24 protein-coding genes and 1 riboswitch are annotated in these 26,060 nt (G+C 64.6%); of the genes, 20 read left to right on the top strand and 4 right to left on the bottom strand.

The features are described from left to right. Positions 1-9: 9 nt before the first annotated feature. Complete coding sequence (locus AC1DMA_RS28755; RefSeq protein WP_478146285.1) at positions 10-1,341, bottom strand: leucine-rich repeat-containing protein kinase family protein; 1,332 nt, start codon at positions 1,339-1,341, stop codon at positions 10-12. Then, complete coding sequence (locus tag AC1DMA_RS28750; RefSeq protein WP_478146284.1) at positions 1,338-2,399, bottom strand: MBL fold metallo-hydrolase; 1,062 nt, start codon at positions 2,397-2,399, stop codon at positions 1,338-1,340. Before AC1DMA_RS28750 ends, AC1DMA_RS28755 begins: the two co-directional genes overlap by 4 nt. A 95-nt stretch (positions 2,400-2,494) precedes the next feature. Between AC1DMA_RS28750 and AC1DMA_RS28745 the strand changes: the two genes are divergently transcribed. The 13 genes from AC1DMA_RS28745 (at position 2,495) to AC1DMA_RS28685 (ending at position 15,881) form a co-directional block, all read left to right on the top strand. Further along, entirely contained in the window at positions 2,495-2,890 is a 396-nt protein-coding gene (locus AC1DMA_RS28745; protein ID WP_478125871.1) for a MerR family transcriptional regulator, read from the top strand. A gap of 36 nt (positions 2,891-2,926) precedes the next feature. Continuing rightward, positions 2,927-3,628, top strand: a complete 702-nt coding sequence (can, locus tag AC1DMA_RS28740; RefSeq protein WP_478146283.1) for a carbonate dehydratase — start codon at positions 2,927-2,929, stop codon at positions 3,626-3,628. Between the two features lie 24 nt (positions 3,629-3,652). Next, entirely contained in the window at positions 3,653-5,467 is a 1,815-nt protein-coding gene (gene aceK, locus AC1DMA_RS28735; RefSeq protein ID WP_478146282.1) for a bifunctional isocitrate dehydrogenase kinase/phosphatase, read from the top strand. 45 nt (positions 5,468-5,512) lie between these two features. Then, positions 5,513-6,697 (top strand): acetyl-CoA C-acyltransferase, encoded by a 1,185-nt coding sequence (locus AC1DMA_RS28730; RefSeq protein WP_478146281.1) that lies wholly within the window; start codon positions 5,513-5,515, stop codon positions 6,695-6,697. Between the two features lie 83 nt (positions 6,698-6,780). Continuing rightward, on the top strand, positions 6,781-8,028 hold the full coding sequence (locus tag AC1DMA_RS28725) for a glutamate carboxypeptidase (protein WP_478146280.1): 1,248 nt from the start codon (positions 6,781-6,783) through the stop codon (positions 8,026-8,028). A 38-nt stretch (positions 8,029-8,066) separates the two neighbouring features. Continuing rightward, positions 8,067-9,197 (top strand): acyl-CoA dehydrogenase family protein, encoded by a 1,131-nt coding sequence (locus AC1DMA_RS28720; protein WP_478146279.1) that lies wholly within the window; start codon positions 8,067-8,069, stop codon positions 9,195-9,197. Positions 9,198-9,249: 52 nt separating this feature from the next. After that, entirely contained in the window at positions 9,250-9,681 is a 432-nt protein-coding gene (locus AC1DMA_RS28715) for a YchJ family protein (protein ID WP_478146278.1), read from the top strand. 133 nt (positions 9,682-9,814) lie between these two features. After that, positions 9,815-10,633, top strand: a complete 819-nt coding sequence (locus tag AC1DMA_RS28710; protein WP_478146277.1) for a DUF3047 domain-containing protein — start codon at positions 9,815-9,817, stop codon at positions 10,631-10,633. A gap of 48 nt (positions 10,634-10,681) precedes the next feature. Beyond that, entirely contained in the window at positions 10,682-11,113 is a 432-nt protein-coding gene (locus tag AC1DMA_RS28705; RefSeq protein WP_478146276.1) for a DedA family protein, read from the top strand. Continuing rightward, positions 11,101-11,646, top strand: coding sequence for a rhodanese-like domain-containing protein (locus AC1DMA_RS28700; RefSeq protein ID WP_478146275.1), 546 nt, complete (start codon positions 11,101-11,103; stop codon positions 11,644-11,646). The genes AC1DMA_RS28705 and AC1DMA_RS28700 overlap by 13 nt, the downstream gene beginning before the upstream one ends. A gap of 27 nt (positions 11,647-11,673) precedes the next feature. Further along, positions 11,674-11,779, top strand: a riboswitch (TPP riboswitch). Between the two features lie 80 nt (positions 11,780-11,859). Further along, positions 11,860-13,743 (top strand): phosphomethylpyrimidine synthase ThiC, encoded by a 1,884-nt coding sequence (thiC, locus tag AC1DMA_RS28695; RefSeq protein ID WP_478125880.1) that lies wholly within the window; start codon positions 11,860-11,862, stop codon positions 13,741-13,743. A 54-nt stretch (positions 13,744-13,797) separates the two neighbouring features. Then, a complete protein-coding gene (locus tag AC1DMA_RS28690) occupies positions 13,798-14,490 on the top strand; it encodes an HAD family hydrolase (protein WP_478146274.1) in 693 nt (230 codons plus the stop codon). A gap of 5 nt (positions 14,491-14,495) precedes the next feature. Then, positions 14,496-15,881: a patatin-like phospholipase family protein gene (locus AC1DMA_RS28685; RefSeq protein ID WP_478146273.1), complete on the top strand. Its 1,386-nt coding sequence runs from the start codon at positions 14,496-14,498 to the stop codon at positions 15,879-15,881. A 16-nt stretch (positions 15,882-15,897) separates the two neighbouring features. On the opposite strand, the gene AC1DMA_RS28680 is transcribed toward AC1DMA_RS28685, so the two are convergent. Then, positions 15,898-16,098 carry a hypothetical protein gene (locus AC1DMA_RS28680; protein ID WP_478146272.1) on the bottom strand — a complete coding sequence of 67 codons (201 nt, stop codon included), beginning with the start codon at positions 16,096-16,098 and terminating at the stop codon, positions 15,898-15,900. A 119-nt stretch (positions 16,099-16,217) separates the two neighbouring features. Further along, positions 16,218-17,252 carry an AraC family transcriptional regulator gene (locus AC1DMA_RS28675; RefSeq protein WP_478125884.1) on the bottom strand — a complete coding sequence of 345 codons (1,035 nt, stop codon included), beginning with the start codon at positions 17,250-17,252 and terminating at the stop codon, positions 16,218-16,220. Between the two features lie 129 nt (positions 17,253-17,381). Here AC1DMA_RS28675 and AC1DMA_RS28670 point away from each other — a divergent pair, with 129 nt between their 5' ends. The 7 genes from AC1DMA_RS28670 to AC1DMA_RS28640 all read left to right on the top strand — a co-directional run bounded on the left by AC1DMA_RS28670 (position 17,382) and on the right by AC1DMA_RS28640 (position 26,007). Further along, positions 17,382-18,554, top strand: a complete 1,173-nt coding sequence (locus AC1DMA_RS28670; RefSeq protein ID WP_478146271.1) for an isovaleryl-CoA dehydrogenase — start codon at positions 17,382-17,384, stop codon at positions 18,552-18,554. A gap of 10 nt (positions 18,555-18,564) precedes the next feature. Further along, positions 18,565-20,268: an AMP-binding protein gene (locus AC1DMA_RS28665; protein WP_478146270.1), complete on the top strand. Its 1,704-nt coding sequence runs from the start codon at positions 18,565-18,567 to the stop codon at positions 20,266-20,268. An 85-nt stretch (positions 20,269-20,353) separates the two neighbouring features. Beyond that, the gene (locus AC1DMA_RS28660; RefSeq protein WP_478146269.1) at positions 20,354-21,970 is read left to right on the top strand and encodes a carboxyl transferase domain-containing protein; all 1,617 of its coding nucleotides are present in this window, start codon (positions 20,354-20,356) and stop codon (positions 21,968-21,970) included. Positions 21,971-21,980: 10 nt separating this feature from the next. After that, positions 21,981-22,490 carry a DinB family protein gene (locus AC1DMA_RS28655; RefSeq protein ID WP_478125888.1) on the top strand — a complete coding sequence of 170 codons (510 nt, stop codon included), beginning with the start codon at positions 21,981-21,983 and terminating at the stop codon, positions 22,488-22,490. 41 nt (positions 22,491-22,531) lie between these two features. Beyond that, positions 22,532-23,320 (top strand): enoyl-CoA hydratase/isomerase family protein, encoded by a 789-nt coding sequence (locus AC1DMA_RS28650; protein WP_478146268.1) that lies wholly within the window; start codon positions 22,532-22,534, stop codon positions 23,318-23,320. Positions 23,321-23,348: 28 nt separating this feature from the next. Beyond that, on the top strand, positions 23,349-24,020 hold the full coding sequence (locus AC1DMA_RS28645) for a DUF4126 domain-containing protein (protein ID WP_478125890.1): 672 nt from the start codon (positions 23,349-23,351) through the stop codon (positions 24,018-24,020). Continuing rightward, positions 24,013-26,007 (top strand): acetyl/propionyl/methylcrotonyl-CoA carboxylase subunit alpha, encoded by a 1,995-nt coding sequence (locus AC1DMA_RS28640; protein ID WP_478146267.1) that lies wholly within the window; start codon positions 24,013-24,015, stop codon positions 26,005-26,007. Before AC1DMA_RS28645 ends, AC1DMA_RS28640 begins: the two co-directional genes overlap by 8 nt. Positions 26,008-26,060: the final 53 nt, after the last annotated feature.

Raw genomic sequence — 26,060 nt, 5'->3', positions numbered from 1 at the left:
ACTCGTTCGTCAGAGGCCAGCCGCGGCCAGTGCGGCAGCCATTTCGCCGAAGGCTGGGCGCGCCATGACCTCGGCATCCATGCAGCGCGCTCGAAGGTCGGAGAGAAGCGCAAAAGTCGCATGCTCGTCTCGTGTCCTTGGCGCGCAGTGCGCCAGCAGCTCTTCGAGCAGGCAACCGAAGGCGCGCGCCTCGATGCGCTGCAACGCGTGGGCTCGCGCGTTGTCGTCAGCGGGAAGGAACGATGCGGCACCGAAGTCGCCGAGCAAAGCATCGCCCTCGACATTCGACAGGATGTTGTGGGCGTACAGGTCGCCGTGCAGGATGCCGCGCGCATGCAGTTGGGCGGTGACCGAAGCGATGCCGCTGGCCATGCGCAGTGCGATGGGGACAGACCAGGCTGCGCCCTCCGCGTAGACATCGCGGGTGCACGAGTCAAAGCTCGGCGGCCCTGCCAGGTTCCCGAAGCCTGCATGCACCAGTTCCAGCACGAGTCCCGGCGTGGCCTCGGGGTGATCCTGGATGCGCCCCAGCACACTGATGAGGTTGGAATGCGTGCCGGCCGCGATGCATGCTGCCATCTCGCTGTGCGGCCATCCATCGCTGGTCACCGCGCCCTTGAAGAGCTTGACCGCGACCGGCCGCGTGCCGCCATCCGGCTGGCGCCATTCGGCCTGATGAATCACGCCGGAAGCGCCTTCGCCCAGCTTCTGCTGAAGCGAGAGCTGCCGCCAATCGATCGCTGCAGTCGGCTGGGAGTCGAGCGCCGTCGCTTCAGGTGCTTCGTCGAACGGATTGCCCGCGAATGCCAGCCACGACAGCCTTGGCAGCGAGAGCAGCCAGGCAGGAAGTGCGTCGAGCTCATTGGCGGAAATGCGCACCAGCTCCAGTGCGCGACAGGCCGCCATCTCGGGCGGAAGGGCGCGCAAGCGGTTCCCGGCCAGCAACAGCTTCTGCAGCTTCGTACAGCGGCCGATTTCGGCGGGCAGTGCTTCGATCCGGTTGCCCGTCAGGATCAGCCATCGTAACTCGGGCGGCAGTGCGGCCGCCGGCACCTCGCCGATATCGTTGGCCCGAAACGCGACCATGCTGAGTCGCGGGCAACGTCCGATGGCCTCTGGCAGCGTGGTGAACCGATTGCTGGAGCAGAACAGAACGCGCAGCCGGTGCAGCCGATGAAGATCGTCCGGCAACGCGCTCAATGCGTTGCCGGAGAGGTCCAGAACCTCCAGCGTGTCGGCAAGGTCGAAGATCTCGCGCGGGAACTCCGAGAGGCCGCCGCCCAGATTCAGCCGCTGCGATCCGGCCAACTCGCCCGCGCGCAGTTGGCTCAACGTGTTCATGCGAAGGTGCCGAACCGGTAGACCCCGTCCTCGCCGCGCCGACGCTGCAACTGTCCCGAGAACCACAGCAGATGAAGGTGCGCGATGGTCTCGCCCAACGCGAAGGTCATCTGGTGCAGGTCGAGCGCGCGCTTGAAGAGAATCGGCAAGCCTTCGGCTCCGCTGTGCGGCTTGGCGATGCAGGCTTCGAGCAGTTCGGCCAGGCGGTCGCGGTGGTGTTCCTTGAGCTGCTCGACGCGGCGATGAATGCCGGTGAAAGGCTTCCCGTGCGAAGGCAGACCCAACGTGTTCTCAGGCAAGGACTTGAAGCGCTCGATGCTGTCCAGGAAGAGCCGGAGCGAATTGGCTTCCGGCTCGCCGGCATGCACGCTCACGTTCGTCGAGATGCGCGGCAGCATCATGTCGCCGCCAATGAGCGCATTGAGTTCCTCGCAATACAGGGCAATGTGCTCGGGCGCATGGCCATAGCCGCTGATGCAGCGCCAGCCCCGGCCGCCGATCTGGACGACGTCGCCGTCCAGCATGCGCACGAAGCTGTCCGGCACTGACGGCACCATGTTCGAGTAGTAGTTGCTGCGGGCGCGGATCTTGGCGATTGCTTCCGGGTCGGTGAGGCCGTGGGTCGCAAAGAAATCCGCGGCGGCATCGCCGCCGGCCAGCGTGTCGCCCGTGGAGGTCAGCACCCGTGCGACGTGATAGTCGGTCGAACTGATCCACAGCGGCGCGTTCCAGCGCTTGCACAGCCAGTCAGCCAGGCCGATGTGGTCCGGGTGCATGTGGGTCACGATCACGCGCAGGATCGGCAGACCCTGCAACTGTGTTTCGAAGATCTGTTCCCACTGCTTGCGCGAGGCTTCGTGGGAGATGCAGCAGTCGACCACCGTCCAGCCTTCGACGCCGTCGATCTTGTCGCGCAGCAGCCAGAGGTTGATGTGATCGAGCGCGAAGGGGAGCGCCATTCGGATCCAGCGCACGCCGGGAGCGACTTCAAGCGCCTCCCCGGGGGCCGGCAATGTGTCGCCGTGGGGGTAATGGAGTTCGCGTTCGAGGAGGTTCATGTACGATTGACGTTAACGTAAACGTCATGGCAAGGAGCCACCATTGTAGGCAGTGCCGCTCCGGCGCGCTTACTCATTGCTTTTGAGCCATTCTCATGCCGTCGCAGACCTTCACCATCAGCGAACTCGCCAAGGAGTTCGATCTCACCACACGGGCCATCCGCTTCTATGAGGACATGGGCCTGCTCGCGCCGCGGCGAGCTGGTATGCAGCGGATCTATACGGCGCGCGACCGGACCCGCCTGACGCTCACCCTGCGCGCCAAGCGACTCGGTCTGAAGTTGACCGAGGTCAAGGAAATCCTCGACATGTACGACAGTCCGCGCGACACGGCCTTGCAGTTGCAGCGCTTCCTGGGCGTGCTGGGCAGTCATCGCGAACAGCTCGAATCCCAACTGTCGGAGCTGCAAGCCAACCTCGCCGAGGTCCGCCAGCAGGAAGAACAGGCACGCGCCGCGCTCGCGCGCGCCGCAAGACAGAAGACGCGCTGAGCGCCAATCTCACCTTCAACTCATCCAAGAACGACCATGGAAAACGCACCCGAAACCCTCGACGATCTGTTCGCCCACAACCGGGCGTGGTCCGCACGCATGGAGCGCGACCGTCCTGGCTTCTTCACCAGCCTGGTGAAGCAGCAGACCCCGCGCTACATGTGGATCGGCTGCTCCGACAGCCGTGTGCCGGCCAACCAGATCACCGGGCTGGAGCCGGGCGAGGTGTTCGTGCACCGCAACGTGGCAAACATCGTGGTGCATTCCGACCTGAACGCGCTGTCGGCGATCCAGTTCGCCGTCGAGCGGCTGAAGGTGCAGCACATCATGGTGGTGGGCCACTATGGTTGTTCGGGCGTGCAGGCCGCCCTCGAAGGCGCGCGCATCGGCATCGCGGACAACTGGATCCGCCACATCCAGGACGTGCGCGACCGGCATCGCGTGATGCTCGACACGTTGCCCGAAGCAGCACGCGCCGACGCGCTGTGCGAGCTGAACGTCGCCGAGCAGGTGGTGAATGTGTCCGTCAGCACGGTGATGGTCGACGCATGGAGCCGCGGGCAGGCCGTCACGATTCATGGCTGGGCCTTCGGCGTGCACGACGGGCTCATCCAGGACCTCGGCATCACCGTCGACGGCAACAAGCCGATCGAGAACCAGTATCGCGCCGCGGTGCAGCGCATTCGCTACAAGTGGAGCAAGCCCGGCGAACTGACCATGTCCGAGTCCGCCAAGTAGTTCGCCAGGCTATCGGCCGAAGCCATGTTTCCGCAGCGCCTCGATTCGCCGCTTGCCTACGACGTCGCCAAGGCGATGCGGGACGGCTTCGATCGGCACTACAGGCTGTTTCGTGCCGAGTCGTCGCGTGCCAAGCATCGCTTCGAGACGGCGGACTGGCACGGACAGCAGCGAGCGCAGCGGGAGCGCATCGAGTTCTACGACCTGCGTGTGAACGAAGCCGTTGCGCGGCTCGAAAAGGAATTCAAGGCCGGCGAGCAGCCGATGGACGTCTGGCACCAGATCAAGCTGCACTTCATCGGGCTGCTGGTCGATCATCACCAGCCCGAGTTGGCGGAGACCTTCTTCAACTCGGTGACGACCAAGATATTGCACCGGGCGTATTTTCAGAACGACTTCATCTTCGTGCGCCCCGCCATCAGCACGGAGTACATCGAGCCGCGCGGTGCGCCGACCTATCGCGCCTACTACCCGGCACAGGAAACGCTCGCCGACACCATTGAGTGCATCCTGGACGACTATGCGCTGCAAGGCAGCGGCTACGCCAACATGCGCCGCGATGCGGAGCGCGTGGCGGCCGCAATCCTCGGGCGCTTTCACCAGATCAAGCTGCGCGCCAATTTCCAGGTGCAGGTGCTGTCGGGTCTCTTCTATCGGAACAAGGGCGCGTATGTGGTCGGCAAGATCATCAACGGCTTCACGGAGCTGCCTTTTTCGTTGCCCATCCTGCATGACGGCAAGGGCAAGTTCTATGTCGATGCAGTGCTCTTCGGCGAAGAAGACTTGCAGATGCTCTTCAGCTTTGCGCGTGCGTATTTCATGGTCGACATGGAAGTACCGTCGGCCTACGTGCAGTTTTTGCGATCGCTCATGCCCAGGAAACCGCGCGCGGAAATCTACAACGCACTGGGGCTCGCCAAGCAGGGCAAGACGCTTTTCTATCGCGACTTTCTCTCCCACCTGAACTATTCGACCGACAAGTTCCGCATCGCGCCGGGCATCAAGGGCATGGTGATGCTGGTGTTCGACCTGCCGTCCTTTCCATACGTGTTCAAGTTGATCAAGGACTTCTTTCCACCGCAGAAGGACACCACGCGCGAGCAGATCAAGAGCAAGTACATGCTGGTGAAGCAACACGACCGCGTCGGACGCATGGCCGACACGCTGGAGTACAGCGACGTGGGTTTTCCGATGGACCGCTTCGAGCCCGAACTCATCGAGGAGATCAGGAACTTCGCGCCCAGCCAGCTCGAGATCGGCGACCGCGACGGGAATGGGGAGATGGAGATCGTGCTCAAGCATGTCTACATCGAGCGCCGCATGATTCCGCTCAACATCTACCTGCAGGAGGCGTTCGACCAGCTCGATCATCCCGACCATGCCAAGCGCGCAGGCAAGCAGCTCGAGCATGCGGTCATCGAATACGGCAATGCGATCAAGGACATGGTGGCCGCCAACATCTTTCCGGGCGACATGCTGTTCAAGAACTTCGGCGTCACGCGCGGCGGAAAGGTCGTGTTCTATGACTACGACGAGATCGAATACCTCACCGACTGCAATTTCCGCAAGGTACCGGCGCCTCGCAACGAAGAGGAAGAGATGAGCGGCGAGGTCTGGTATGCCGTCGGCCCAAAGGATGTTTTCCCGGAGACATTCGGCCCCTTCCTGCTTGGCAATCCGGCTGTGCGCGAAGCCTTCATGGCGCATCACGCCAATCTCCTCGACGCGGCTTTCTGGCAGAGCCACAAGCAGCGCATCCAGGCCGGCCACATGCTGGACGTTTTTCCGTATGACGAGGCGCAGCGCTTTCGTCACGACAGCCACAACCCTTATTTCTGACCACTTTCCCTGACCACTTTCCAAGACCACTGAAGGAGCATTTTCATGAGCGAATCGATCGTGATCGTCGGCGCAGCCCGCACCCCCATGGGCGGCTTCCAGGGCGACTTCTCTTCTCTTGCAGCGCATGACCTCGGCGGCGTTGCCATCAAGGCCGCCGTGGAGCGTGCGGGTATCACGGCCGACAGCGTCGGCGAGGTGCTGTTCGGCAACTGCCTCATGGCGGGGCAGGGCCAGGCGCCGGCGCGCCAGGCGGCCTACAAGGGCGGCCTGCCCGATAGCGCGGGCGCGGTGACGCTCAGCAAGATGTGCGGCTCGGCCATGAAGGCGGCGATGCTCGCGCACGACATGCTGCTCGCAGGCACGCATGACGTGATGGTGGCCGGTGGCATGGAAAGCATGACCAACGCGCCCTATCTCATGCTCAAGGGCCGCGGCGGCTACCGCATGGGCCACGACCGCATCTTCGACCACATGATGCTCGACGGCCTCGAGGACGCCTACCAGCCGGGCCGTTCGATGGGCACCTTCGGCGAGGATTGCGCGGCCAAGTACAAGTTCACGCGCGAGCAGCAGGACGCCTTTGCCATCGCGAGCGTAGAGCGTGCCAAGGCAGCGACCACGTCGGGTGCATTCAAGGCTGAAATCGCCGCCGTGACCGTCAAGGGCCGCGGGGGCGAAACGGTCATCGACATCGACGAAGGACCCGGCAAGGTCAAGCTCGACAAGATCGCGACGCTCAAGCCGGCTTTCAAGAAGGATGGCGGCACCATCACGGCGGCATCGAGCTCGTCCATCAACGACGGCGCCGCTGCGCTCGTGATGATGACCGAGAGCACCGCGAAGAAGTACGGTGCAAAGCCCATCGCCCGGCTCGTCGCGCACGCCACGCACGCCCAGCAGCCGGAGTGGTTCTCCACCGCACCGGTCGGTGCCGTCGCCAAGCTCTTCAAGAAGACTGGATGGACAGTCAAGGACGTCGACCTGTGGGAAGTGAACGAAGCATTCGCGGTGGTGCCGATGGCGCTGATGCACGAGCTCTCGGTGTCGCACGACATCGTCAACGTGCACGGCGGCGCTTGCGCCCTGGGCCATCCGATCGGTGCAAGCGGTGCGCGCATCATGGTCACGCTGATCCATGCGCTGCAGCAGCGCGGCAAGAAGCGCGGCGTTGCGACGCTGTGCATCGGCGGTGGCGAAGGCACGGCGGTGGCGATCGAACTGCTCTGATCCGCTCTGAGTTCGCTCTCATCCGCACAAAGGGGCTGCCTAGAATGAAGCCCCGTTTTTTCCCCTTTGGAGACTCTGTTCACATGCATCCGGCCTTCCACCGCAGCGCAGTTGCCGCGCTGCTCGCTTCCGCTTTCATCGCCCCCGCCGTCTGGAGCCAGACGCGCGACCAGGCCTTGTTCGATGCTGCAACCGCTGAAAAGCCAGCGGTCATCAAGACGCTCGAAAACCTGGTCAACATCGAAACGGGCACGGGCGATGCCGAAGGGCTCGCATCGGCCGGCAAGTACCTGGAAGACGAACTGAAGTCGCTGGGTTTCACCGTCACGCGCAGCAAGTCGGCCGGCATCGTCGTCGGAGACAACATCGTCGGCAAGCTCAAAGGCAAGGGCGGCAAGAACCTGCTGCTGATCTCGCACATGGACACGGTCTACCTGAAGGGCATCCTCGCAAAGGCGCCATTCAAGGTCGAAGGCGACAAGGCGTACGGCCCCGGCATCGCTGACGACAAGGGCGGCAACGCGGTCATCGTGCATTCGCTCAAGCTGCTCAAGGCGCGCGGCTTCCAGGACTTCGGCAGCATCACGGTGCTGTTCAATACGGACGAGGAAAAGGGCTCCTTCGGCTCGCGCGACCTGATTCAGGAAGAAGCGGCCAAGGCGGACTACGTGCTGTCCTTCGAGCCGACGGGCGCCGGCAAGGAAGACCTTTCGCTTGGCACCTCCGGCATCGCCTATGTGCAGGTCAACATCACGGGCAAGGCCTCGCACGCCGGTGCCGCACCCGAGCTCGGCGTGAACGCGCTCGTCGAGGCGTCCGATCTCGTCCTGCGCACGATGAGCATCGACGACAAGGCGAAAGGCTTGCGCTTCAACTGGACCATCGCCAAGGCCGGCGCGGTGTCCAACATCATCCCCGCGAGCGCTACGCTCAATGCCGACGTTCGCTACGCGAAGAACGAAGACTTCGACGCCGCCATGAAGACGCTCGAAGAGAAAGCCCAGCAGAAGAAGCTGCCCGATGCCGACGTCAAAGTGCTGATCACGCGCGGTCGGCCGGCCTTCAATGCAGGTGAGGGCGGCCGCAAGCTGGTCGACAAGGCCATCGGCTACTACAAGGAAGCCGGCGGCGAACTCACCATCGTCGAGCGCACCGGCGGCGGCACCGACGCCGCCTACGCCGCGCTGTCGGGCAAGCCGGTGATCGAAAGCCTGGGCCTGCCCGGCTTCGGCTATCACAGCGACAAGGCCGAGTACGTGGACACCAGCGCCATTCCGCGTCGCCTGTACATGGCCAGCAAGCTGATCATGGATCTCGGGCAGGCCAAGTAGACAACCTCCAAGCACGACAAGAAAGCAAGGAACCCGCCATGCTGCTCAACGCCGACCAGGAAGCGATCCGCGACGCCGTTCGCGAGTTCGCGCAAGCCGAGCTCTGGCCCAACGCGCCGCGCTGGGACCGCGAGCACAGCTTTCCGAAAGCGGCGCACACAGGCCTGGCGGCACTCGGGGCCTATGGCATCTGCGTGCCTGAAGAAGACGGCGGCGCCGGGCTCGACTACCTGACGCTCGCGCTGGTGCTCGAAGAAATTGCTGCCGGCGACGGCGGCACCAGCACCGCCATCAGCGTGACCAACTGCCCGGTCAACGCCATCCTCATGCGCTACGGCAATGCGCAGCAAAAGAAGAAGTGGCTGCAGCCGCTCGCACAGGGACAGATGCTCGGCGCCTTCTGCCTCACCGAGCCGCAAGCCGGCAGCGATGCATCGTCCTTGCGCACCACGGCGCGCAAGGACGCCGAAGGCTGGGTGATCGATGGCGTGAAGCAGTTCATCACCAGCGGCAAGAACGGCCAGGTCGCCATCGTCATTGCGGTCACCGACAAGGGCGCCGGAAAGCGCGGGATGAGCGCTTTCATCGTGCCGACCGATGCGCCGGGCTACAACGTTGCACGCCTCGAAGACAAGCTCGGCCAGCATTCGAGCGACACCGCGCAGATCAATTTCGACAGTTGCCGCATTCCTTTCGAGAACCTCATCGGCCAGGAAGGCGAGGGCTACAAGATCGCGCTCGGTGCGCTCGAAGGCGGGCGCATCGGCATTGCCGCCCAGAGCGTCGGCATGGCGCGCAGCGCATTCGATGTCGCCGTGGCTTACGCGAAGGAGCGCCAGGCTTTCGGCGGCGCCATCTTCGACCAGCAGGCGGTGGGCTTCAGGCTGGCCGATTGCGCCACACAGATCGAAGCGGCGCGCCAGTTGATCTGGCATGCCGCCAGCCTGCGAGACGCAGGCCGCCCGTGCCTCAAGGAAGCGGCGATGGCCAAGCTCTTTGCGAGCGAGATGGCCGAGCGCGTTTGCAGCGCAGCGATCCAGACGCTCGGCGGCTATGGCTACGTCAATGACTTTCCGCTGGAGCGCATCTATCGCGACGTGCGCGTCTGCCAGATCTACGAAGGCACTTCGGACATCCAGAAGCTGCTGATTCAGCGCGCCCTGGCCTAAGGGTTTACGCGAGGGTCTGCACAATACGCGCTGAACCCCTCGCCAATACCCCATGCCTGCTCCCGATCCTGCCCGTATTCCCTGTCCCTGCGGGCGCCGCGACCGGCGGGAACTCCCGCTCGCCTACGCGCAGTGTTGCGGGCGCTATGTCGACGATTTCGACAACACGCCAGCTCCGGATGCCGAATCGCTCATGCGCTCGCGCTACACGGCTTTCGTGCGCGAGCGGGCGGACTATCTGCTTGCGACCTGGCACCCCTCGACGCGGCCGGCGACGATCGGCTTCGAGCCCGGCGTGAAATGGCTCGGGCTCGACGTGCGCTCGCGTTCGGTCCTCGACGCGGACCATGCAGAAGTCGAATTCGTCGCCCGACAGCGCAGCAGTGCCGGCGTCGCATCTCGCCTGCACGAGCGCAGCCGCTTCGTCCGCGAGGAGAGCGGGCCGCTGCACCGGTGGTACTACGTGGACGGCGATCTGCACTGACAGGACGGCCGTGCCGCGGCGCACGGCGCGATTGTGTGCAGGCGGGAGACAGAGCAGTTCCCAAAAGGGGTATTTATCTTGTGGCGCGCCTGGATCACACTCCACCCTCAACCACCAGCCACAGGGGCCAGCCATGGACAACAAAAGATTCCAGTTTGGACACCGGCGGCCTTCGCTGTCCGCGACGGCATTCCCTGTTGTGGCCGCGATCGCCTGCATAGCGGTCCCGGCGGCCCGCGCAGAGGGCGTGTTGACGGCGTTCTCGACTGCGCCAGGCCCGCAAGCGCCCGCACCATGGCGCTTCACGACCTTGCCGAACAAGGCGCCGACCAAGTTCGAGATCACCCAACTCGACGGCCAGAAGGTGCTCAAGGTCGACGCCGACAAGTCCTACGGCAATCTGGTTCATGCCACGCGCGTTCAGCTCAACGACCAGGCCACGCTGGCCTGGCGCTGGAAGGTCGAGGAATTCGTGGAAGGCGCCGATCTGCGCACCAAGGGCGGCGACGATGGCGCGGCCAAGGTCTGCGTGTTCTTCGACTTCCCGTCAGACCGGCTGTCCGTGGGTGAGCGAACCAAGCTCGCCTTGGCAAAAGGCTCGACCGGCGAAACGGTACCCACCGAAACCCTCTGCTACGTCTGGGACGTCAAGGAAAGCAAGGGCAGCGAGTTCGACAATGCCTTCACCAAGCGCATCCGCATGGACGTCATCGAATCGGGCGCGACCGACAAGGCCGGCGGCTGGCTCAGCGAGCGCCGGAACCTGGTGGCCGACTACAAGCGAGCCTTCGGCGCCGAGGCTGGCGATACGCTGCCCGATGTGGTGGGCGTGGCGATCCAGGCGGACGCGGACAACACCAAGTCTCGGGGGATCTCGTATTTCTCGGACATCGATCTGCGCGGTGCCACTGCTTCCGCACCCGCGTCCGGCGCGGCGAAACCTGCGCAATAGCGGCCTCGAAACCATCGAAACCGCCCCCATATCGCACATATCGCCGACATGAACGAATTCGTCTCGCTCCTCGCCAGCCAAGGCCCCGCCGTGGTGTTCGTCGCCACCCTGGCGACGCGGCTGGGCGCGCCGGTGCCGGCGGTGCCTTTCCTGATCGTTGCCGGCGGACTGACTTTTGGCGGACAGGTCTCTTTCCTCGCGGTGACGCTGGCCGCCGTGCTCGGCAACATCCTCGGCGACGGCGTCTGGTTCATCGCCGGACGCCGCTGGGGGTACCGGGTCATGCGGCTGCTCTGCCGCATTTCGCTGTCGCCCGATTCCTGCGTCAAGCACAGCGAATCCATCCTCGGGCGCTGGGGCGGCTTGTCGCTGATTGCCGCCAAGTTCGTGCCGGGGGTGTCGGTGGTTGCGCCGCCCATGGCAGGCGCGCTCGGAATGTCGAATCTCGGTTTCTATCCTATGAAACGGTGGCCGCGTTGATCTGGACGCTGGGCTTCCTCCTGATCGGACGCGTGTTCCATGCCGCCATCACGGATGTCCTTTCGGTGCTCTCCAGCATCGGGATGGTCGCGACGGTGATCTGCCTCGTGCTGCTTGGTGCATTCGTGCTCTGGCGCTATCGGCAACGCCGCATGGCTCTTCGATCTCTCGACATCGAGCGCATCGAAGCCGCTGCCCTGCGCGCCGCGATGGCGGCCGGCGCCGGGCTGACGCTGATCGACGTGCGCTCGGACGAAGCGCGGGCGCTCGACGGTCGTGCGATCCCGGGCGCCCTCGGCATTGCGCTCAAGCAGCTGCCCAAGCGTCTCGAAGCCTTCTCGGACGGCCGCGAACTCGTCGTCTTCTGCGATTGCCCCGATGACGGCTCCGCCATTGCGGCGGCGCGGGTACTTCGCAATGCCGGAGTGACCCGCGTGCGCGTCCTCGCAGGCGGTCTCGACGCCTGGGTGGCGCAGTCCGGCGAGACATCGCCTGCCGTCGATTCGTCCATCGTCGCGGCCAATCCCGCTTGATCCCTTTCGCGGGACGGGCCTAGAATCGGTCCCGCTCCGGGGTGCACGCAGATGTGTGCTGAGATGGCCAAGCGGCCGAACCCGCGAACTTGATCTGGTTCATACCAGCGTAAGAAGAGCTGCGACTCCCCGGCATCCCGTCCGTCCCCTGTGACCGATGCCGTCCGGAGCGATCGCGGAGCACCCGTTGTCCCACAACCAGGAGTGCCCCGCATGAATGCCGTCGACAAGTTCGCCTCCCTCCTCACGCTGACGCGCGAGCCCTTTCCCGCTTCGAGCAAGAGCGCCATATCGGGCAGCAGAGCCGATTTGCGCGTGCCTGTGCGCGAAGTCCTGCTCACCAACGGCGAGCGCGTATCGCTCTACGACACCTCCGGCCCCTACACCGATCCGGCGGCCGACATCGACGTGCGGCGCGGCCTTCCGGGCGTGCGCGGCGCATGGATCGCCGAACGCGGCGACACCGAAAGCTACGAAGGCCGCCTGCACCTTGCGCTCGACGATGGCGCCACCAACGTCGACCGCGACTCCCAGCGCATCGCCGACCTGCGTGCCGCCGCCGCTGCGCTGCAGCGCACGCCACGGCGCGCCAAAGCCGGCGGCAACGTCACGCAGATGCACTACGCACGCCGCGGCATCGTCACGCCGGAGATGGAATACGTCGCCCTTCGCGAGAACGGCCGCCGCGAGTGGATGGCCGAATACCTGGCCGACGCCGCGCGAGAAAAGCGCCTGGCCGGCAACCCCATGGGCGCGAGCATCCCGAAGATCATCACGCCGGAGTTCGTGCGCGACGAAGTCGCAAGGGGCCGCGCCATCATCCCGGCCAACATCAACCACCCCGAAGTCGAGCCCATGGCCATCGGCCGCAACTTCAAGGTCAAGATCAACGCCAACATCGGCAATTCGGCCGTGACGAGCAGCATCGAAGAAGAGGTCGAGAAGCTCGTGTGGGCGATCCGCTGGGGCGCGGACAACGTGATGGACCTTTCCACCGGCCGCAACATCCACACCACGCGCGACTGGATCGTGCGCAACAGCCCGGTACCGATCGGCACGGTGCCCATCTACCAGGCGCTCGAAAAGGTCGGCGGCGTGGCCGAAGACCTGACCTGGGAGATCTACCGCGACACGCTGATCGAGCAGGCCGAGCAGGGCGTCGACTACTTCACCATTCACGCCGGGCTGCGCCTGCCCTTCATTCATCTCACGGCGGACCGGCGCACCGGCATCGTTTCGCGCGGCGGGTCGATCATGGCCAAGTGGTGCATCTCGCATCACAAGGAAAGCTTTCTCTACACGCACTTCGAAGACATCTGCGACATCATGAAGGCCTACGACGTGAGCTTCTCGCTCGGAGACGGTCTGCGTCCCGGCTGCGCTTCGGATGCGAACGACGAAGCCCAGTTCGCCGAACTGCGCACGCTCGGCGAGCTCACGCAGATTGCATGGAAGCACGACGTGCAGACCATGATCGAAGGCCCGGGCCACGTGCCGATGCATCTCATCCAGGCCAACATGGACGAGCAGCTCAAGCACTGCCATGAGGCGCCGTTCTACACGCTCGGCCCGCTGACCATCGACATCGCGCCGGGCTACGACCACATCGCCAGCGCCATTGGCGCCGCCATGATCGGCTGGGCCGGTACCGCGATGCTTTGCTATGTCACGCCGAAGGAGCACCTGGGCCTGCCCGATCGCGACGACGTGAAGCAGGGAATCATCGCCTACAAGATCGCTGCGCATGCGGCCGACGTGGCCAAGGGCCATCCTGGAGCGCGAGCGCGCGACGATGCGCTTTCCAAGGCCCGCTTCGAATTCCGCTGGCAGGACCAGTTCAACCTCGGCCTCGACCCCGACACCGCGCGCGAATTCCATGACGAGACGCTGCCCAAGGACAGCAGCAAGGTCGCGCACTTCTGCTCTATGTGCGGCCCCAAGTTCTGCTCCATGAAGATCACTCAGGAAGTGCGCGAGTACGCGGCGCAGAAGGGCGTCGACGAGGTTCGGGCCATGGAGGACGGCATGGCGGACAAGTCGGCCGAGTTCAAGGCGGCGGGCGGCGAGATGTACATCCCGATCCGCAAGACGCAGTGAAATGACAAGGGCGGGCCCGCGGCCCGGGTCCGCAAAATGATTACGATGGCCGCCATGAAAGCCATCCCCTTCGATGCCGTCCTGTTCGACTGCGACGGCGTCCTCGTCGATTCCGAGCCCATCACCAACCGCGTCCTCGCCGAAATGCTCGGCGAACTCGGCTGGGCGTTGACTGTCGACGAATCCATGCGGATCTTCACGGGCAAGGCGGTCAAGGACGAAACCGCGCTGATCGAGGCACGCACCGGCTTTGCGATCACGCCCGAATGGCTTCATCGCTTTCGCCTGCGCCGCAACGAAGCGCTGGAACGCGACCTCGTCGCCATTCCGGGCGCGGCACTGGCGGCGCGTGCATTGCATGCCGCCCTGGACGGCCGCATTGCCTGCGCGTCGGGCGCCGACCGATTCAAGGTCGAACTGCAGCTCGAGAAGATCGGCATCCTCGATTGCTTCGAAGGCCGCATCTTCAGCGGGCATGAGCAACCGCGCTCGAAACCGGCGCCCGACGTGTACCTGGCTGCTTCGACCGCTCTGGGCGTCGATCCGGCGCGCTGCGCGGTGGTGGAAGACACCATCACCGGCGCCAGGGCGGGTGTGGCCGCCGGGGCGACGGTCTTCGGCTACAGCCCGAGCGATCTTGGCCACAGCAGCCCCGATGCGCTGCGCGCCGTCGGAGTCGCGCATGTGTTCACGGACATGGCGCAGTTGCCGTCGCTCCTTGCCGATTGGCGAGCCGTTGCGGCCTGAGTCGCATGCAGGGTCTGCGCGCACTCTGTGGTCTTTTGATCGCCGCGTGCGTCGCAGGCTGTTCGTCGCTGCGACCATGGCTCAACGAGCCGCTGCCCGAGAATCCACCGGCCAGTGGTCTCGTCGCCGGTGCGACGGGGCGCGATCCGAGCATCCTGGTGGCCGTCACCCTGTCCGGCGGCGGCGCGCGTGCCGCTGCTTTCGGCTACGGCGTGCTCGAAGAACTCCACGACACCACATTCAAATGGAGCGGCCACGACACCGACTTGCTCGACGCGACCGATGTCATCAGCGGCGTGTCCGGCGGCAGCATCCTTGCCGCCTACTACGCAGCCTTCGGCGCCGAAAGGCTGCCTGATTTCGAGCGCGATTTCCTGCGGCAGAACTTCCAGAACAGCCTGATATGGCAGGCGCTTCGGCCCGGCAGCCTGTACGACCTCACCTCGCCCTGGTATGGCCGCACGCATCTGCTGGCGCGGCGGCTCGACGAGATCTACGAAGGCAAGACCTACGCCGACGTGGAGCGCAATCCGCGCCATCCACAGCTCGTGATCGCCGCGACCGACATGTCGCTGGGCACACCGTTCGAGTTCACCGCGGACCAGTTCGAGCTGATCTGTTCCGATCTGCAGAGCGTTCCGCTGTCGTTCGCGGTCGCGGCGTCGTCCGCCGTGCCGATCCTGCTGAGCCCGCTGACGCTGAAGAACTACGCACTGGAGTGCCGGGAGCGAGGCATCGTTCCGCGACTCGCCGCGCGCGTCGGCGGCAACTACCGCGCCCGCATGTTCCGCATGCAGGCGAACAGCTATCTCGATGGGGAAGCGCGTCCTTTCATTCACCTCGTGGACGGCGGCGTCGCCGACAACCTCGCCGTGCGCAGGCTGCTCGACCGCGCGCTGGTGGGAGGCGGATTGCGCCGGAGTTTCGAGGAAGTCGGCATTCCGCCCGGCACGGTGCGCAAGCTGGTGGTCATCAGCGTGAACTCGGCGCGTGATCCGGCCAACAACATCGATCGGAGCGACAAGCTGCCGGGCATCAGGGCGGTGGCCGACACACTGCTGTTCGGCGCTGGCGCGCGAGCGACCCTGGAGACGCAGGAATTCCTGCTCGACACCACGCGGCAGTGGCGCGAAGACCTGAAAGTCCGAAGCGCCGATGGCAAGGATGCGTTCGCGCCAGATGCCGAGATCCACGTGGTGCAGGTGAATCTTCGGGACGCAGCCGATGGTGAACTGCGTTTGCGGCTGCTTCAGATCCCGACGGCGTTCTCAATCGGCGACGAGGAAGTCACCCGGCTGATCGCGGCGGGCCGCAGTGCGTTGCGGCGGTCGCCGGATTTCCAGGCGCTCAGGCAGTCGCTGGGCGCGTCAAAGGCGATTGAAGGCGACTGAAAGCGATTGAAGGCGCTCAGCGCTTGCCGGGCGCTGCAGCATTCGCCATGGCGATCAGCGATTGGGTCATGGCTTGGGCGCGGCCGGCCCACATCTGATTGACCAGCTTTTCAGCGTTTTCAGTCACGAAGGTGCCGTTGCGCGTGCGTCCGGACGTGACGATGAAGTCCATGAGGTCGGCAAAGTCTTCGCTGTCGGTGTCGGGAAAGTTCTGCATGACGGCGATCGTAGGGGCACCATCGAGGGCCTTCTGGCGTAGCCAAAGGCGTGGATGGCTGGGGTGAGCATTTAGTCACAAATCCAACGGCGGTTACAGCTTTCGTTGGGCCGACTTCCTTAGCCGCTCGGCAGGTCGCGACGCCTGAAGGCGCCGGGCGTGGCGCCGGACCATGCCCGGAAGGCACGCGAAAAGCTCTTTTCGTTGCGGAACCCCACGGCCAGCGCGATCTGCTTGATGGGCCGGTCGGTGCGGCGCAGTTGCTCCGCAGCCAATTCGTGGCGAACTTCATCCTTCAGCGTCTGCAGCGAAACGCCTTCTTCCAGCAATTGACGGTGCAAGGTACGGCTGGACACGTTCAGCAGCGCGGCGATGGCATCGGCCGTTGCGCCTTCGCTACCGCGCTTTCGCAAGAGTTCGCGCACGCGCTGTCCTAGCAGCCGGTCGCGGCGGTATTGCAGCACCGTCAGCGGCAGGGCGCGCTTCAGCATCGTCCGGAGCGCCCGCTCGTCGCGCTGCAATGGCAGCTCGAGGTAGCGGGCATCGAAGCTGTAACTCGTCCGGTCGGCACCGAAGCGCAATTCGCCGCCGAACATCAACGGGTAGGCGTCGCAGTGCGGCGGTGCCTCGAAGGAAAACGATGCGGCGCTCAGCGAGACGCGGGAGTCGATGGCCCAGCAGGCGTAGCCATGCAAGAAGCGCAGGCTCGATACAAGGCAGAACTCCCGGAACACACCCAGTGCGCGATGTTCGGTGATCGATACGGTTGCCGTGCCGCCAGTCACCGTCAGATCTAGCGTGATGTCCTCGGTCAGCAGGCGATGGTGGCGGCACCAGCGCTTGATTGCCACGCCCAGATCCGGAGATCCGATCGAGGCGCGGCACAGCATCCCGTAGGTGCCCCAGGGCAGCTTGCGCGAGAACCAGCCGAGCGCCTCGTCGTCCAGCTCTTGCATCGCGTGCCCCGAGAGCACCTCGAACTGCGCTGCCGTCACTTTTGCCTGCGGATTTCGCACCTCTTGCGGCGCAATCCGTGCCTCTGCCAAGGCGCCTGCAGGGTCCATCCCATAGCGCTCGTACCCTAGCGCAATCGCTCTCACAAAGGCCATCGGCGTGGCTGCTCGGCCGGCGCTGCGAAAGGGGGATGAGGACATGGCGGCGGCTGAAGATGGTGGCGTGATTTGCAACCATTGTGGCGCCAATTGCAACGGCACACGGCGTAAGCTGCGGTCTTTCCGCGCACGAAAATCCCGCGCGGCCGATGCTTTTGAGGAGACAACCCCATGCACGATCCCGGCCTGAACTTCGACCTGGGTGACACCATCGATTCCCTTCGCGACGCCATCCAGCACTTTTGCGCCGAGGAAATCGCGCCGCGCGCCGCGGACATCGACCGCGACAACCTGTTCCCGCACGATCTCTGGAAAAAGCTCGGCGACCTCGGCCTTCACGGCATGACGGTCAAGGAGCAATACGGCGGCACCGAGCTCGGCTACCTCGCGCACATCGTCGCCATGGAAGAAGTCTCGCGCGCTTCGGCGTCGGTGGGCTTGTCGTACGGCGCGCATTCCAACCTGTGCGTCAACCAGATCCATCGCAACGGCACCGATGCGCAAAAGAAGAAGTACCTGCCCAAGCTGGTGAGCGGCGAGCACGTCGGCGCACTGGCGATGAGCGAGCCCAACGCCGGCTCCGACGTCGTCAGCATGAAGCTGCGGGCCGAAAAAAAGGGCGCCCGCTATGTGCTCAACGGCGGCAAGATGTGGATCACCAACGGCGGCGACGCCGACACGCTGGTCATCTACGCCAAGACCGAGCCGGAGATGGGCGCCCGCGGAATGACCGCCTTCATCGTCGAAAAGAGCTTCAAGGGCTTCTCGGCAGGCACCAAGCTCGACAAGCTCGGCATGCGCGGCTCCAACACTTTTCCGCTCTTCTTCGACAACTGCGAAGTGCCTGAGGAAAACGTGCTGGGTGGCGAAGGCCAGGGCGCGCGGGTCTTGATGAGCGGACTGGACTACGAGCGCGCCGTGCTCTCCGGCGGTCCGCTGGGCATCATGGCGGCGTGCATGGATGCCGTGCTGCCCTTCGTCCACGAGCGCAAGCAATTCGGCCAGAGCATCGGCGAATTCCAGCTGATGCAGGGCAAGCTGGCGGACATGTACTCGACCTGGCAGGCCACGCGCGCCTACGTCTATGCCGTCGGCAAGGCTTGCGACCGCAACGACCATGCGCGCACCTTCCGCAAGGATGCGGCCGGCGCCATCCTCTACTCGGCCGAAAAGGCGACCTGGATGGCCGGCGAGGCGATCCAGGCGCTCGGCGGCGTCGGCTATACCAAGGACTTTCCGGTCGAGCGTTTGTGGCGCGATGCCAAGCTCTACGAGATCGGCGCGGGCACGTCCGAAATCCGCCGCATGCTGATCGGCCGCGAGTTGTTTTCCGAAACAGCCTGAAGGAGCCACCATGACCCTGACGCCCAGCCTGGCGCAAGGCGCCACCGACGTCCCGCTGATCGAGCAGACCATCGGCGACTTCTTCGACGACATGGCCGCGCGGCAAGGCGACCGCGAAGCGCTGGTCAGCGTGCATGAGAAGAAGCGCTACAGCTACCTCGAACTCCAGCGCGAATCCAACCGGCTCGCGAGCGCGCTGCTGAAGCTGGGGCTGGTTCCGGGCGATCGCGTCGGCATCTGGTCGCACAACAACGCGCCCTGGGTGCTGATGCAGCTCGCCACGGCGAAGGTCGGCATCATCCTGGTCAACATCAATCCGGCCTATCGCACCTCGGAGCTTGAATACGCGCTCAACAAGGTGGGGTGCAAGGCGCTGGTCACGATGAAGAGTTTCAAGACCAGCGACTACGTCGGCATGCTGCGCGAACTGGCGCCTGAACTCGCGAGCGCAACGCCTGGCGCCTTGAGCGCCGCGCGCTTGCCGCATTTGCGCGCTGTGGCGTGGATCGATACCGATGCTGACAGCGGCGAGCTTCCGGGGCTGATGYGCTTCTCGAGCCTGCTGGCCAGCGGATCGGCCGACGACCCGCAGGTGGCAGCCGCGGCCAAGCCATTGAAGGCGACGGACCCCATCAACATCCAGTTCACCAGCGGCACCACAGGCTTTCCCAAGGGCGCGACGCTGACGCACCGCAATATTCTCAACAATGGTTTCTTCATCGGCGAATGCATGAAGCTTTCGCCGGCGGACAGGTTGTGCATTCCGGTGCCGCTGTATCACTGCTTTGGCATGGTGCTGGGCAATCTGGCGTGCATCACGCACGGATCGACCATCGTCTATCCCAATGACGGCTTCGATCCGCTGACGGTGATGCAGACGGTGCAAGCCGAAAAGTGCACCGGCGTTCATGGCGTGCCCACGATGTTCATCGCGGAGCTGGACCACCCGCGCTTCAAGGAGTTCGACTTCTCGACCTTGCGCACCGGCATCATGGCCGGCTCGCCTTGCCCGACCGAGGTCATGAAGCGCGTCGTCGAACAGATGCATCTGAGCGAAATCACCATCGCCTATGGCATGACCGAAACAAGCCCGGTGAGCTGCCAGAGCTCGACCGACACGCCGCTCGAAAAGCGCGTGTCGACCGTCGGCACGGTGCAGCCGCATCTCGAAATCAAGATCATCGACCCCACCACGGGCGAGATCGTCGAGCGCGGCCAGTCCGGCGAGTTCTGCACGCGCGGCTACTCGGTCATGCACGGCTACTGGGAAGACGAAGAGAAGACGCGTGAAGCCATCGATTCCGAAGGCTGGATGCACACCGGCGACCTCGCCACGATGGATGCCGAGGGCTACGTCAACATCGTCGGCCGCATCAAGGACCTGGTGATTCGCGGCGGCGAAAACATCTATCCGCGCGAGATCGAGGAATTCCTGTATCGGCATCCGAAGGTGCAGGACGTTCAGGTGGTGGGCCTGCCCGACAAGAAATACGGCGAAGAACTCTGCGCCTGGGTGATTGCCAAGCCGGGACAGACAGTGAACGCCGATGAGATCCGCGACTTCTGCAAGGGCCAGATCGCGCACTACAAGGTGCCGAAGTACATCGAGTTCGTCACCGAATTCCCGATGACGGTCACCGGCAAGATTCAGAAATTCAAGATTCGCGAAGCGATGAAGGGCCGCCTGGGGCTCGATGAGGACAAGACAGCATGATGAGCGCAGCGCAGAACCGCTTCAAGCAAGCTCGCGCCCCCTTGGGGGGAAGCGAGGACACAACAGTGCCGAGCGTGGGGGCCCAATGAAACTGGATTCGAAACTCAACGCGCGCTCGGCCGAATTCCAGGCCAATGCAACGGCCATGCGCACGCTGGTCGATGACCTGCGCGATCAGTTCGCCAAGGTCGAAGCCGGCGGCGGCGAGGCCGCACGAAGCAAGCACACGGCACGCGGCAAGCTGCTGCCGCGCGATCGCGTCGCGCAGTTGCTCGACCCCGGCACGCCCTTTCTCGAAGTGGCACCGCTCGCCGCGCATGCCATGTATCACGGCGCGGCGCCGGGTGCGGGCCTCATCGCAGGCATCGGCCGCGTCAGTGGCGTCGACTGCATGATCGTGTGCAACGACGCGACGGTGAAGGGCGGGACCTACTACCCGATGACGGTCAAGAAGCATCTGCGCGCGCAAGAGATCGCCGAGCAGAATCGCCTGCCTTGCATCTATCTGGTCGACTCCGGCGGTGCCAACCTGCCGAACCAGGACGAGGTCTTTCCCGATCGCGATCACTTCGGGCGCATCTTCTACAACCAGGCGAACATGAGCGCGCAGGGCATTGCGCAGATCGCGGTGGTGATGGGCTCATGCACGGCTGGCGGCGCTTACGTTCCTGCAATGAGCGATGAAAGCATCATCGTCAAGAACCAGGGCACCATCTTCCTGGGCGGCCCCCCGCTCGTGAAGGCGGCGACCGGCGAGGTCGTCACAGCGGAAGACCTCGGCGGTGGCGACGTGCACACGCGGCTCTCGGGCGTGGCCGACCATCTGGCGCAAAACGATCTGCACGCGTTGGCGCTCGCGCGCACGGCGGTCGCCAACCTCAATGCACGCGCTCGCGCGAACGACACGAACGCTGCTGCGGTCGCAACGCCGCGCCCACCCGTCTTCGCAGCCGAAGAGCTCTACGGCGTGATTCCGGTGGACACCCGCAAGCCCTTCGACGTGCGCGAGATCATCGCGCGCATCGTCGACGGCAGCGAATTCCACGAGTTCAAATCGCGCTTCGGCAGCACGCTGGTCTGCGGCTTCGCGGAGATCGAAGGCATGCCGGTGGGCATCGTCGCGAACAACGGCATCCTCTTTTCCGAATCGGCGCAGAAGGGCGCGCACTTCATCGAGCTGTGCTGTCAGCGCAAGATCCCGCTGGTGTTCCTCCAGAACATCACCGGCTTCATGGTGGGCCGCAAGTACGAGAACGAAGGTATCGCGCGCCATGGCGCCAAGATGGTGACTGCGGTAGCCACCGCCAGCGTGCCGAAGTTCACCATCATCATCGGAGGCAGCTTCGGCGCAGGCAACTACGGCATGTGCGGCCGCGCCTACTCGCCACGCTTTCTCTGGATGTGGCCCAACGCGCGCATCAGCGTGATGGGCGGCGAGCAGGCTGCCAGCGTGCTCGCCACCGTCAAGCGCGACGGCATCGAGGCCAAGGGCGGGCAGTGGAGCGCGGACGAAGAAGAGGCGTTCAAGGCGCCGATCCGCAGCCAGTACGAAGCCCAGGGGCACCCGTATTACGCGACGGCGCGCTTGTGGGACGACGGCATCATCGACCCGGCCGATACGCGCCGCGTGCTGGCGCTGGGTCTTGCGGCGGCGCGCAATGCGCCAATCCCAGAGCCGAAGTTCGGCGTCTTCCGCATGTGAGGAGAGTGCCATGACGCTACCGAATTACTTCGCAAGCCTGGGGCGCTATCACGTCTGGGCGACGAACAGGTTGATCGGAACGAACCTGCACGGACTGTCCGACGACGACTGGCACCGCGACTGCGGGCTTTTCTTTCGCTCCGTGCATCGCACCGTCAATCACCTGCTGCTGACGGACACCATCTGGTTTTCGCGCTTTGCGGAAGGCAAGTCGCCGCGCCTTGCGCTCGACACCGAACTGCACACCGACCGCGCCGAAGTCTGCAAGCAACTCGGGGAAGCCGTGACACGCTGGAGCCCCTGGCTGGCAACGCTGGAGCCGGAGCGCTTCAATGGCGAGCTGGTCTACACGCGGAACAACGGCGAGGAGGTGCGGATCCCTTTCGCGCCGGCGCTTGGCCATGTCTTCAATCATGCGACCCATCACCGCGGCCAATTGACGGCCGCACTGACGGCAATGGTCCACCCCGGCCCCGAGCTGGACTGGGTGTATCTGTTGCAGCAGGAAAGCAAGGGATGAATCCCTCGTCCCAGCCTGCAGGTGTTCACAGAGAGCATTGAATGAATAACTTCACCACACTCGAACTTGCCATCGAAGGCGCGGTTGCACGCATCTGGCTCAACCGGCCCGAATTGCGCAATGCTTTCGATGACGTCGTCATCCGCGAACTCGGCGAAGCCTTTGCAGAGGCGAGTGCGGCGGCTGAAGTGCGGGTGATCGTGCTCGGCGCCAACGGCCCGGCATTTTGCGCGGGCGCGAATCTCAACTGGATGCGCCGCGCGGCTGATTTCACGCGCGATGAAAACACCGCCGACGCAGCGGCGCTCGCGGCGATGCTGCGCACGATCCACGAGAGCCCCAAGCCCGTCATCGCTCGCGTGCAGGGAGATGTCTATGCGGGCGGCATGGGGTTGGTTGCCGCCTGCGATATCGCCGTGAGCGTCGACACCGCCTGGTATTGCCTGAGCGAAGTCAAGATCGGCTTGATCCCCGCCACCATCAGCCCTTACGTGCTGCGTGCGATGGGCACGCGCGCAGCGCAACGCTGGTTCCTCACGGCCGAACGCTTTTCTGCCAAGGAAGCGCACCGCATCGGTTTCGTGCATGAGGTGGTCGACGCCGACGGTCTCGATGCGAAGGTCGCGGAGATCGTCAAGGCGCTCACCAACGCCAGCCCAGCGGCGGTGCGTGCGTGCAAGACCCTTATTGCCGATGTCGCAGGCCAGGAGATCGACGACGCATTGGTCGCCAAGACAGTCCAGGGCATCGCCGACATCCGCGCGAGCGAACAGGGGCGCGAAGGCGTTCAGGCCTTCCTGCAGAAGCGCAAGCCGAGTTGGCTGGCCTGACAAGCATGCTGAATGCTGGGGGTGAGCGATGACGTCTTTGGATATGCCCCAACTGTTGGCGTTGGCCGCGGCGTTGGGCTGGGCCAGTGGCGTTCGCCTCTATCTGGTGGTGCTGTTGACGGGGCTTGCCGGCTATCTTGGCTGGCTGCCCTTGCCCCAAGGCTTGCAATTGCTCGCGCATCCAGTCGTCATCGCGGCGAGCGGCTTCATGGTTTTTGTCGAGTTCTTCGCCGACAAGATCCCGGGCCTCGACTCCATCTGGGACATGGTCCACACTGCGATCCGCATCCCAGCCGGCGCTGCGCTGGCGGCTGGTGTGTTCGGCGCCGACCATGCGGCGATGGCCCTGGTCGCGGCGCTGCTCGGTGGCAGCTTTGCGGCCACGGCGCATGCGGCCAAGGCGACGACTCGCGCGGCCATCAATACGTCGCCGGAACCCTTCAGCAACATCGGCGCCTCGCTCGTCGAAGACACCATGGTTCCGGCCGGCTTGTGGCTGGCGGTTGCGCATCCGCTGGTCTTCGGCGTGCTGTTCATCGGCGTGCTCGTGCTCAGCGTTTGGCTCATCCGCAAGAGCTGGCGCTTCCTCAAATCGCTTTTCAGCCGCGTGGCCCGCATCTTCAGCGGCCATGCCGATCCGGGCGTGGTGCCCGCGTTCCAGCTCAAGAAGAATCCTCCCGGAGACTCATCGAATGTTTAAGAAGATCCTGATCGCCAATCGCGGCGAGATCGCATGCAGAGTTGCAGCGACAGCCCGCCGCATGGCGGTTCGCACGGTGGCTGTCTATTCCGACGCGGACGCGCACGCCAATCATGTGCGCGCCTGCGATGAGTCGGTCCACCTTGGCGGAAGCGCGCCCAAGGACAGCTACCTGCGCTGGGAAAAAATCCTCGAAGCGGCCAAGGCCACGGGCGCCGAAGCGGTCCATCCGGGCTACGGATTCCTGAGCGAGAACGAAGAGTTCGCCCAGGCCTGCGCCGATGCGGGCCTGGTCTTCATCGGGCCGCCGCCTTCGGCCATCAAGGCGATGGGCCTGAAGGCCGAGTCCAAGCAACTGATGGAAAAGGCCGACGTGCCGCTGGTGCCGGGCTATCACGGCAGGGACCAGAACCCGGCACTGCTGCAGCGCGAAGCCGATCGCATCGGCTATCCCGTGCTCATCAAGGCAAGTGCGGGCGGCGGCGGCAAGGGCATGCGTGTGGTCGAGAAGGCTGGGGACTTCGCGGGGGCATTGGCTTCGTGCCAGCGCGAGGCGATCAACAGCTTTGGCGACGACGCGGTGCTCATCGAAAAATACGTGCAGCGGCCGCGCCACATCGAGATCCAGGTCTTCGGTGACACGAAGGGAAACTACGTCTACCTCTTCGAGCGCGACTGCTCCGTGCAGCGCCGCCACCAGAAGGTGCTGGAGGAAGCGCCCGCGCCCGGCATGACCGAGGCCATGCGCAAGCAGATGGGCGAAGCGGCCGTGGCTGCAGCGCGCGCGGTGAACTACGTGGGTGCGGGCACGGTGGAGTTCATCGTCGAGCAGCGCGGCGAAGGGGAAATGAACTTCTTCTTCATGGAGATGAACACCCGTTTGCAAGTGGAGCATCCGGTGACTGAAGCCATCACTGGGCTTGACCTCGTCGAATGGCAACTGAGAGTGGCCTCGGGCGAGGCATTGCCGTTGAAGCAAGACCAGCTCCAGATCCACGGCCATGCGATCGAAGCACGCATCTGCGCCGAGAACCCGGACAACAACTTCCTGCCCGCCACCGGAACGCTTCGCGTCTATCGCAAGCCGCAGGCGACTGCGTTCCAGCGCAGCCGGGTGCGCATCGACGACGGTGTGCGCGAAGGCGGCGTGATCTCGCCCTTCTACGACTCGATGATCGCCAAGCTCATCGTGCATGGCGCCACGCGCGACGAAGCGCTCGCGAGGCTCGATCTCGCGCTGGCGCAGACGCACATCGTCGGTGTCGCGACCAACGTGCAGTTCCTGCGCGGCATCTTGCGCACCGATTCGTTCTCGAAGGCGAAGCTCGACACTGCGCTGATCGAACGGGAGCGCGCCGTTCTTTTCGACCAGGAGCCGCTCGGCCTGCCGCTTGCGGCCGCCGCATCGATTGCACGCACGCTCCTGGACGAATCCGCCACAGCGACGGCCGATCCGTTCAGCCGCCGCGACGGATGGCAGTTGCACGGTGTGGCGGTGCGGCCTTTCGAATTCGAGTTTCGTGGCGAGCCGCAGACGGCCGAGTTGCGCTATTTGCACGACGGCGCGATGTCGCTCAGTGTCGGCGGTGCATCAGGCATCCTCGAAATCGGCAGCTTTCCCTCGGGTGAGATCGAAGTGCAATTTGCCGGGCGCCGACACACGCTGAACGTTTATGAAGAGGAGTCGACCGCCTACGTTTTCACTGCCGACGGCGCGACGCGGATCACGGCCATCGACCGGCTCGCGCATGCGGGCGAGGTCCACGCCGAAGGCGGGCGCCTCACGGCACCGATGCCCGGCAAGGTCGTCTCCTTCGCTGTGAAGGCGGGCGACAAGGTCACGCGCGGCCAGCCGCTCGCAGTGATGGAGGCCATGAAGATGGAACACACGATCGCCGCGCCCGCGGACGGTACCGTGCAAGAGCTGCTCTACGCGCCGGGCGATCAGGTCGCGGAAGGCGCGGAGCTGCTCACCCTCGGCGCCTGAGGGTTTGTTCTGGTCAGGCCAATTCGGCCATATGGCAGAGTCGTCGGACGACC

The sequence above is a fragment of the Variovorax sp. 05N34 genome (assembly GCF_056397405.1).
This window is presented reverse-complemented; position numbering and strand designations above follow the sequence as displayed.

What these genes read in the sequence shown, in the direction of transcription:
- AC1DMA_RS28750 (WP_478146284.1), bottom strand. Translation starts at nt 2,399, where the DNA reads ATGAACCTCCTCGAACGCGAACTCCATTACCCCCACGGCGACACATTG.
- AC1DMA_RS28650 (WP_478146268.1), top strand. Translation starts at nt 22,532, where the DNA reads ATGAATAACTTCACCACACTCGAACTTGCCATCGAAGGCGCGGTTGCA.
- AC1DMA_RS28675 (WP_478125884.1), bottom strand. Translation starts at nt 17,252, where the DNA reads ATGTCCTCATCCCCCTTTCGCAGCGCCGGCCGAGCAGCCACGCCGATG.
- AC1DMA_RS28640 (WP_478146267.1), top strand. Translation starts at nt 24,013, where the DNA reads ATGTTTAAGAAGATCCTGATCGCCAATCGCGGCGAGATCGCATGCAGA.
- AC1DMA_RS28715 (WP_478146278.1), top strand. Translation starts at nt 9,250, where the DNA reads ATGCCTGCTCCCGATCCTGCCCGTATTCCCTGTCCCTGCGGGCGCCGC.
- AC1DMA_RS28670 (WP_478146271.1), top strand. Translation starts at nt 17,382, where the DNA reads ATGCACGATCCCGGCCTGAACTTCGACCTGGGTGACACCATCGATTCC.
- AC1DMA_RS28755 (WP_478146285.1), bottom strand. Translation starts at nt 1,341, where the DNA reads ATGAACACGTTGAGCCAACTGCGCGCGGGCGAGTTGGCCGGATCGCAG.
- AC1DMA_RS28645 (WP_478125890.1), top strand. Translation starts at nt 23,349, where the DNA reads ATGACGTCTTTGGATATGCCCCAACTGTTGGCGTTGGCCGCGGCGTTG.
- AC1DMA_RS28660 (WP_478146269.1), top strand. Translation starts at nt 20,354, where the DNA reads ATGAAACTGGATTCGAAACTCAACGCGCGCTCGGCCGAATTCCAGGCC.
- thiC (WP_478125880.1), top strand. Translation starts at nt 11,860, where the DNA reads ATGAATGCCGTCGACAAGTTCGCCTCCCTCCTCACGCTGACGCGCGAG.
- AC1DMA_RS28680 (WP_478146272.1), bottom strand. Translation starts at nt 16,098, where the DNA reads ATGCAGAACTTTCCCGACACCGACAGCGAAGACTTTGCCGACCTCATG.
- AC1DMA_RS28690 (WP_478146274.1), top strand. Translation starts at nt 13,798, where the DNA reads ATGAAAGCCATCCCCTTCGATGCCGTCCTGTTCGACTGCGACGGCGTC.
- aceK (WP_478146282.1), top strand. Translation starts at nt 3,653, where the DNA reads ATGTTTCCGCAGCGCCTCGATTCGCCGCTTGCCTACGACGTCGCCAAG.
- AC1DMA_RS28745 (WP_478125871.1), top strand. Translation starts at nt 2,495, where the DNA reads ATGCCGTCGCAGACCTTCACCATCAGCGAACTCGCCAAGGAGTTCGAT.
- AC1DMA_RS28710 (WP_478146277.1), top strand. Translation starts at nt 9,815, where the DNA reads ATGGACAACAAAAGATTCCAGTTTGGACACCGGCGGCCTTCGCTGTCC.
- AC1DMA_RS28730 (WP_478146281.1), top strand. Translation starts at nt 5,513, where the DNA reads ATGAGCGAATCGATCGTGATCGTCGGCGCAGCCCGCACCCCCATGGGC.
- AC1DMA_RS28725 (WP_478146280.1), top strand. Translation starts at nt 6,781, where the DNA reads ATGCATCCGGCCTTCCACCGCAGCGCAGTTGCCGCGCTGCTCGCTTCC.
- AC1DMA_RS28705 (WP_478146276.1), top strand. Translation starts at nt 10,682, where the DNA reads ATGAACGAATTCGTCTCGCTCCTCGCCAGCCAAGGCCCCGCCGTGGTG.
- AC1DMA_RS28685 (WP_478146273.1), top strand. Translation starts at nt 14,496, where the DNA reads ATGCAGGGTCTGCGCGCACTCTGTGGTCTTTTGATCGCCGCGTGCGTC.
- AC1DMA_RS28720 (WP_478146279.1), top strand. Translation starts at nt 8,067, where the DNA reads ATGCTGCTCAACGCCGACCAGGAAGCGATCCGCGACGCCGTTCGCGAG.
- can (WP_478146283.1), top strand. Translation starts at nt 2,927, where the DNA reads ATGGAAAACGCACCCGAAACCCTCGACGATCTGTTCGCCCACAACCGG.
- AC1DMA_RS28655 (WP_478125888.1), top strand. Translation starts at nt 21,981, where the DNA reads ATGACGCTACCGAATTACTTCGCAAGCCTGGGGCGCTATCACGTCTGG.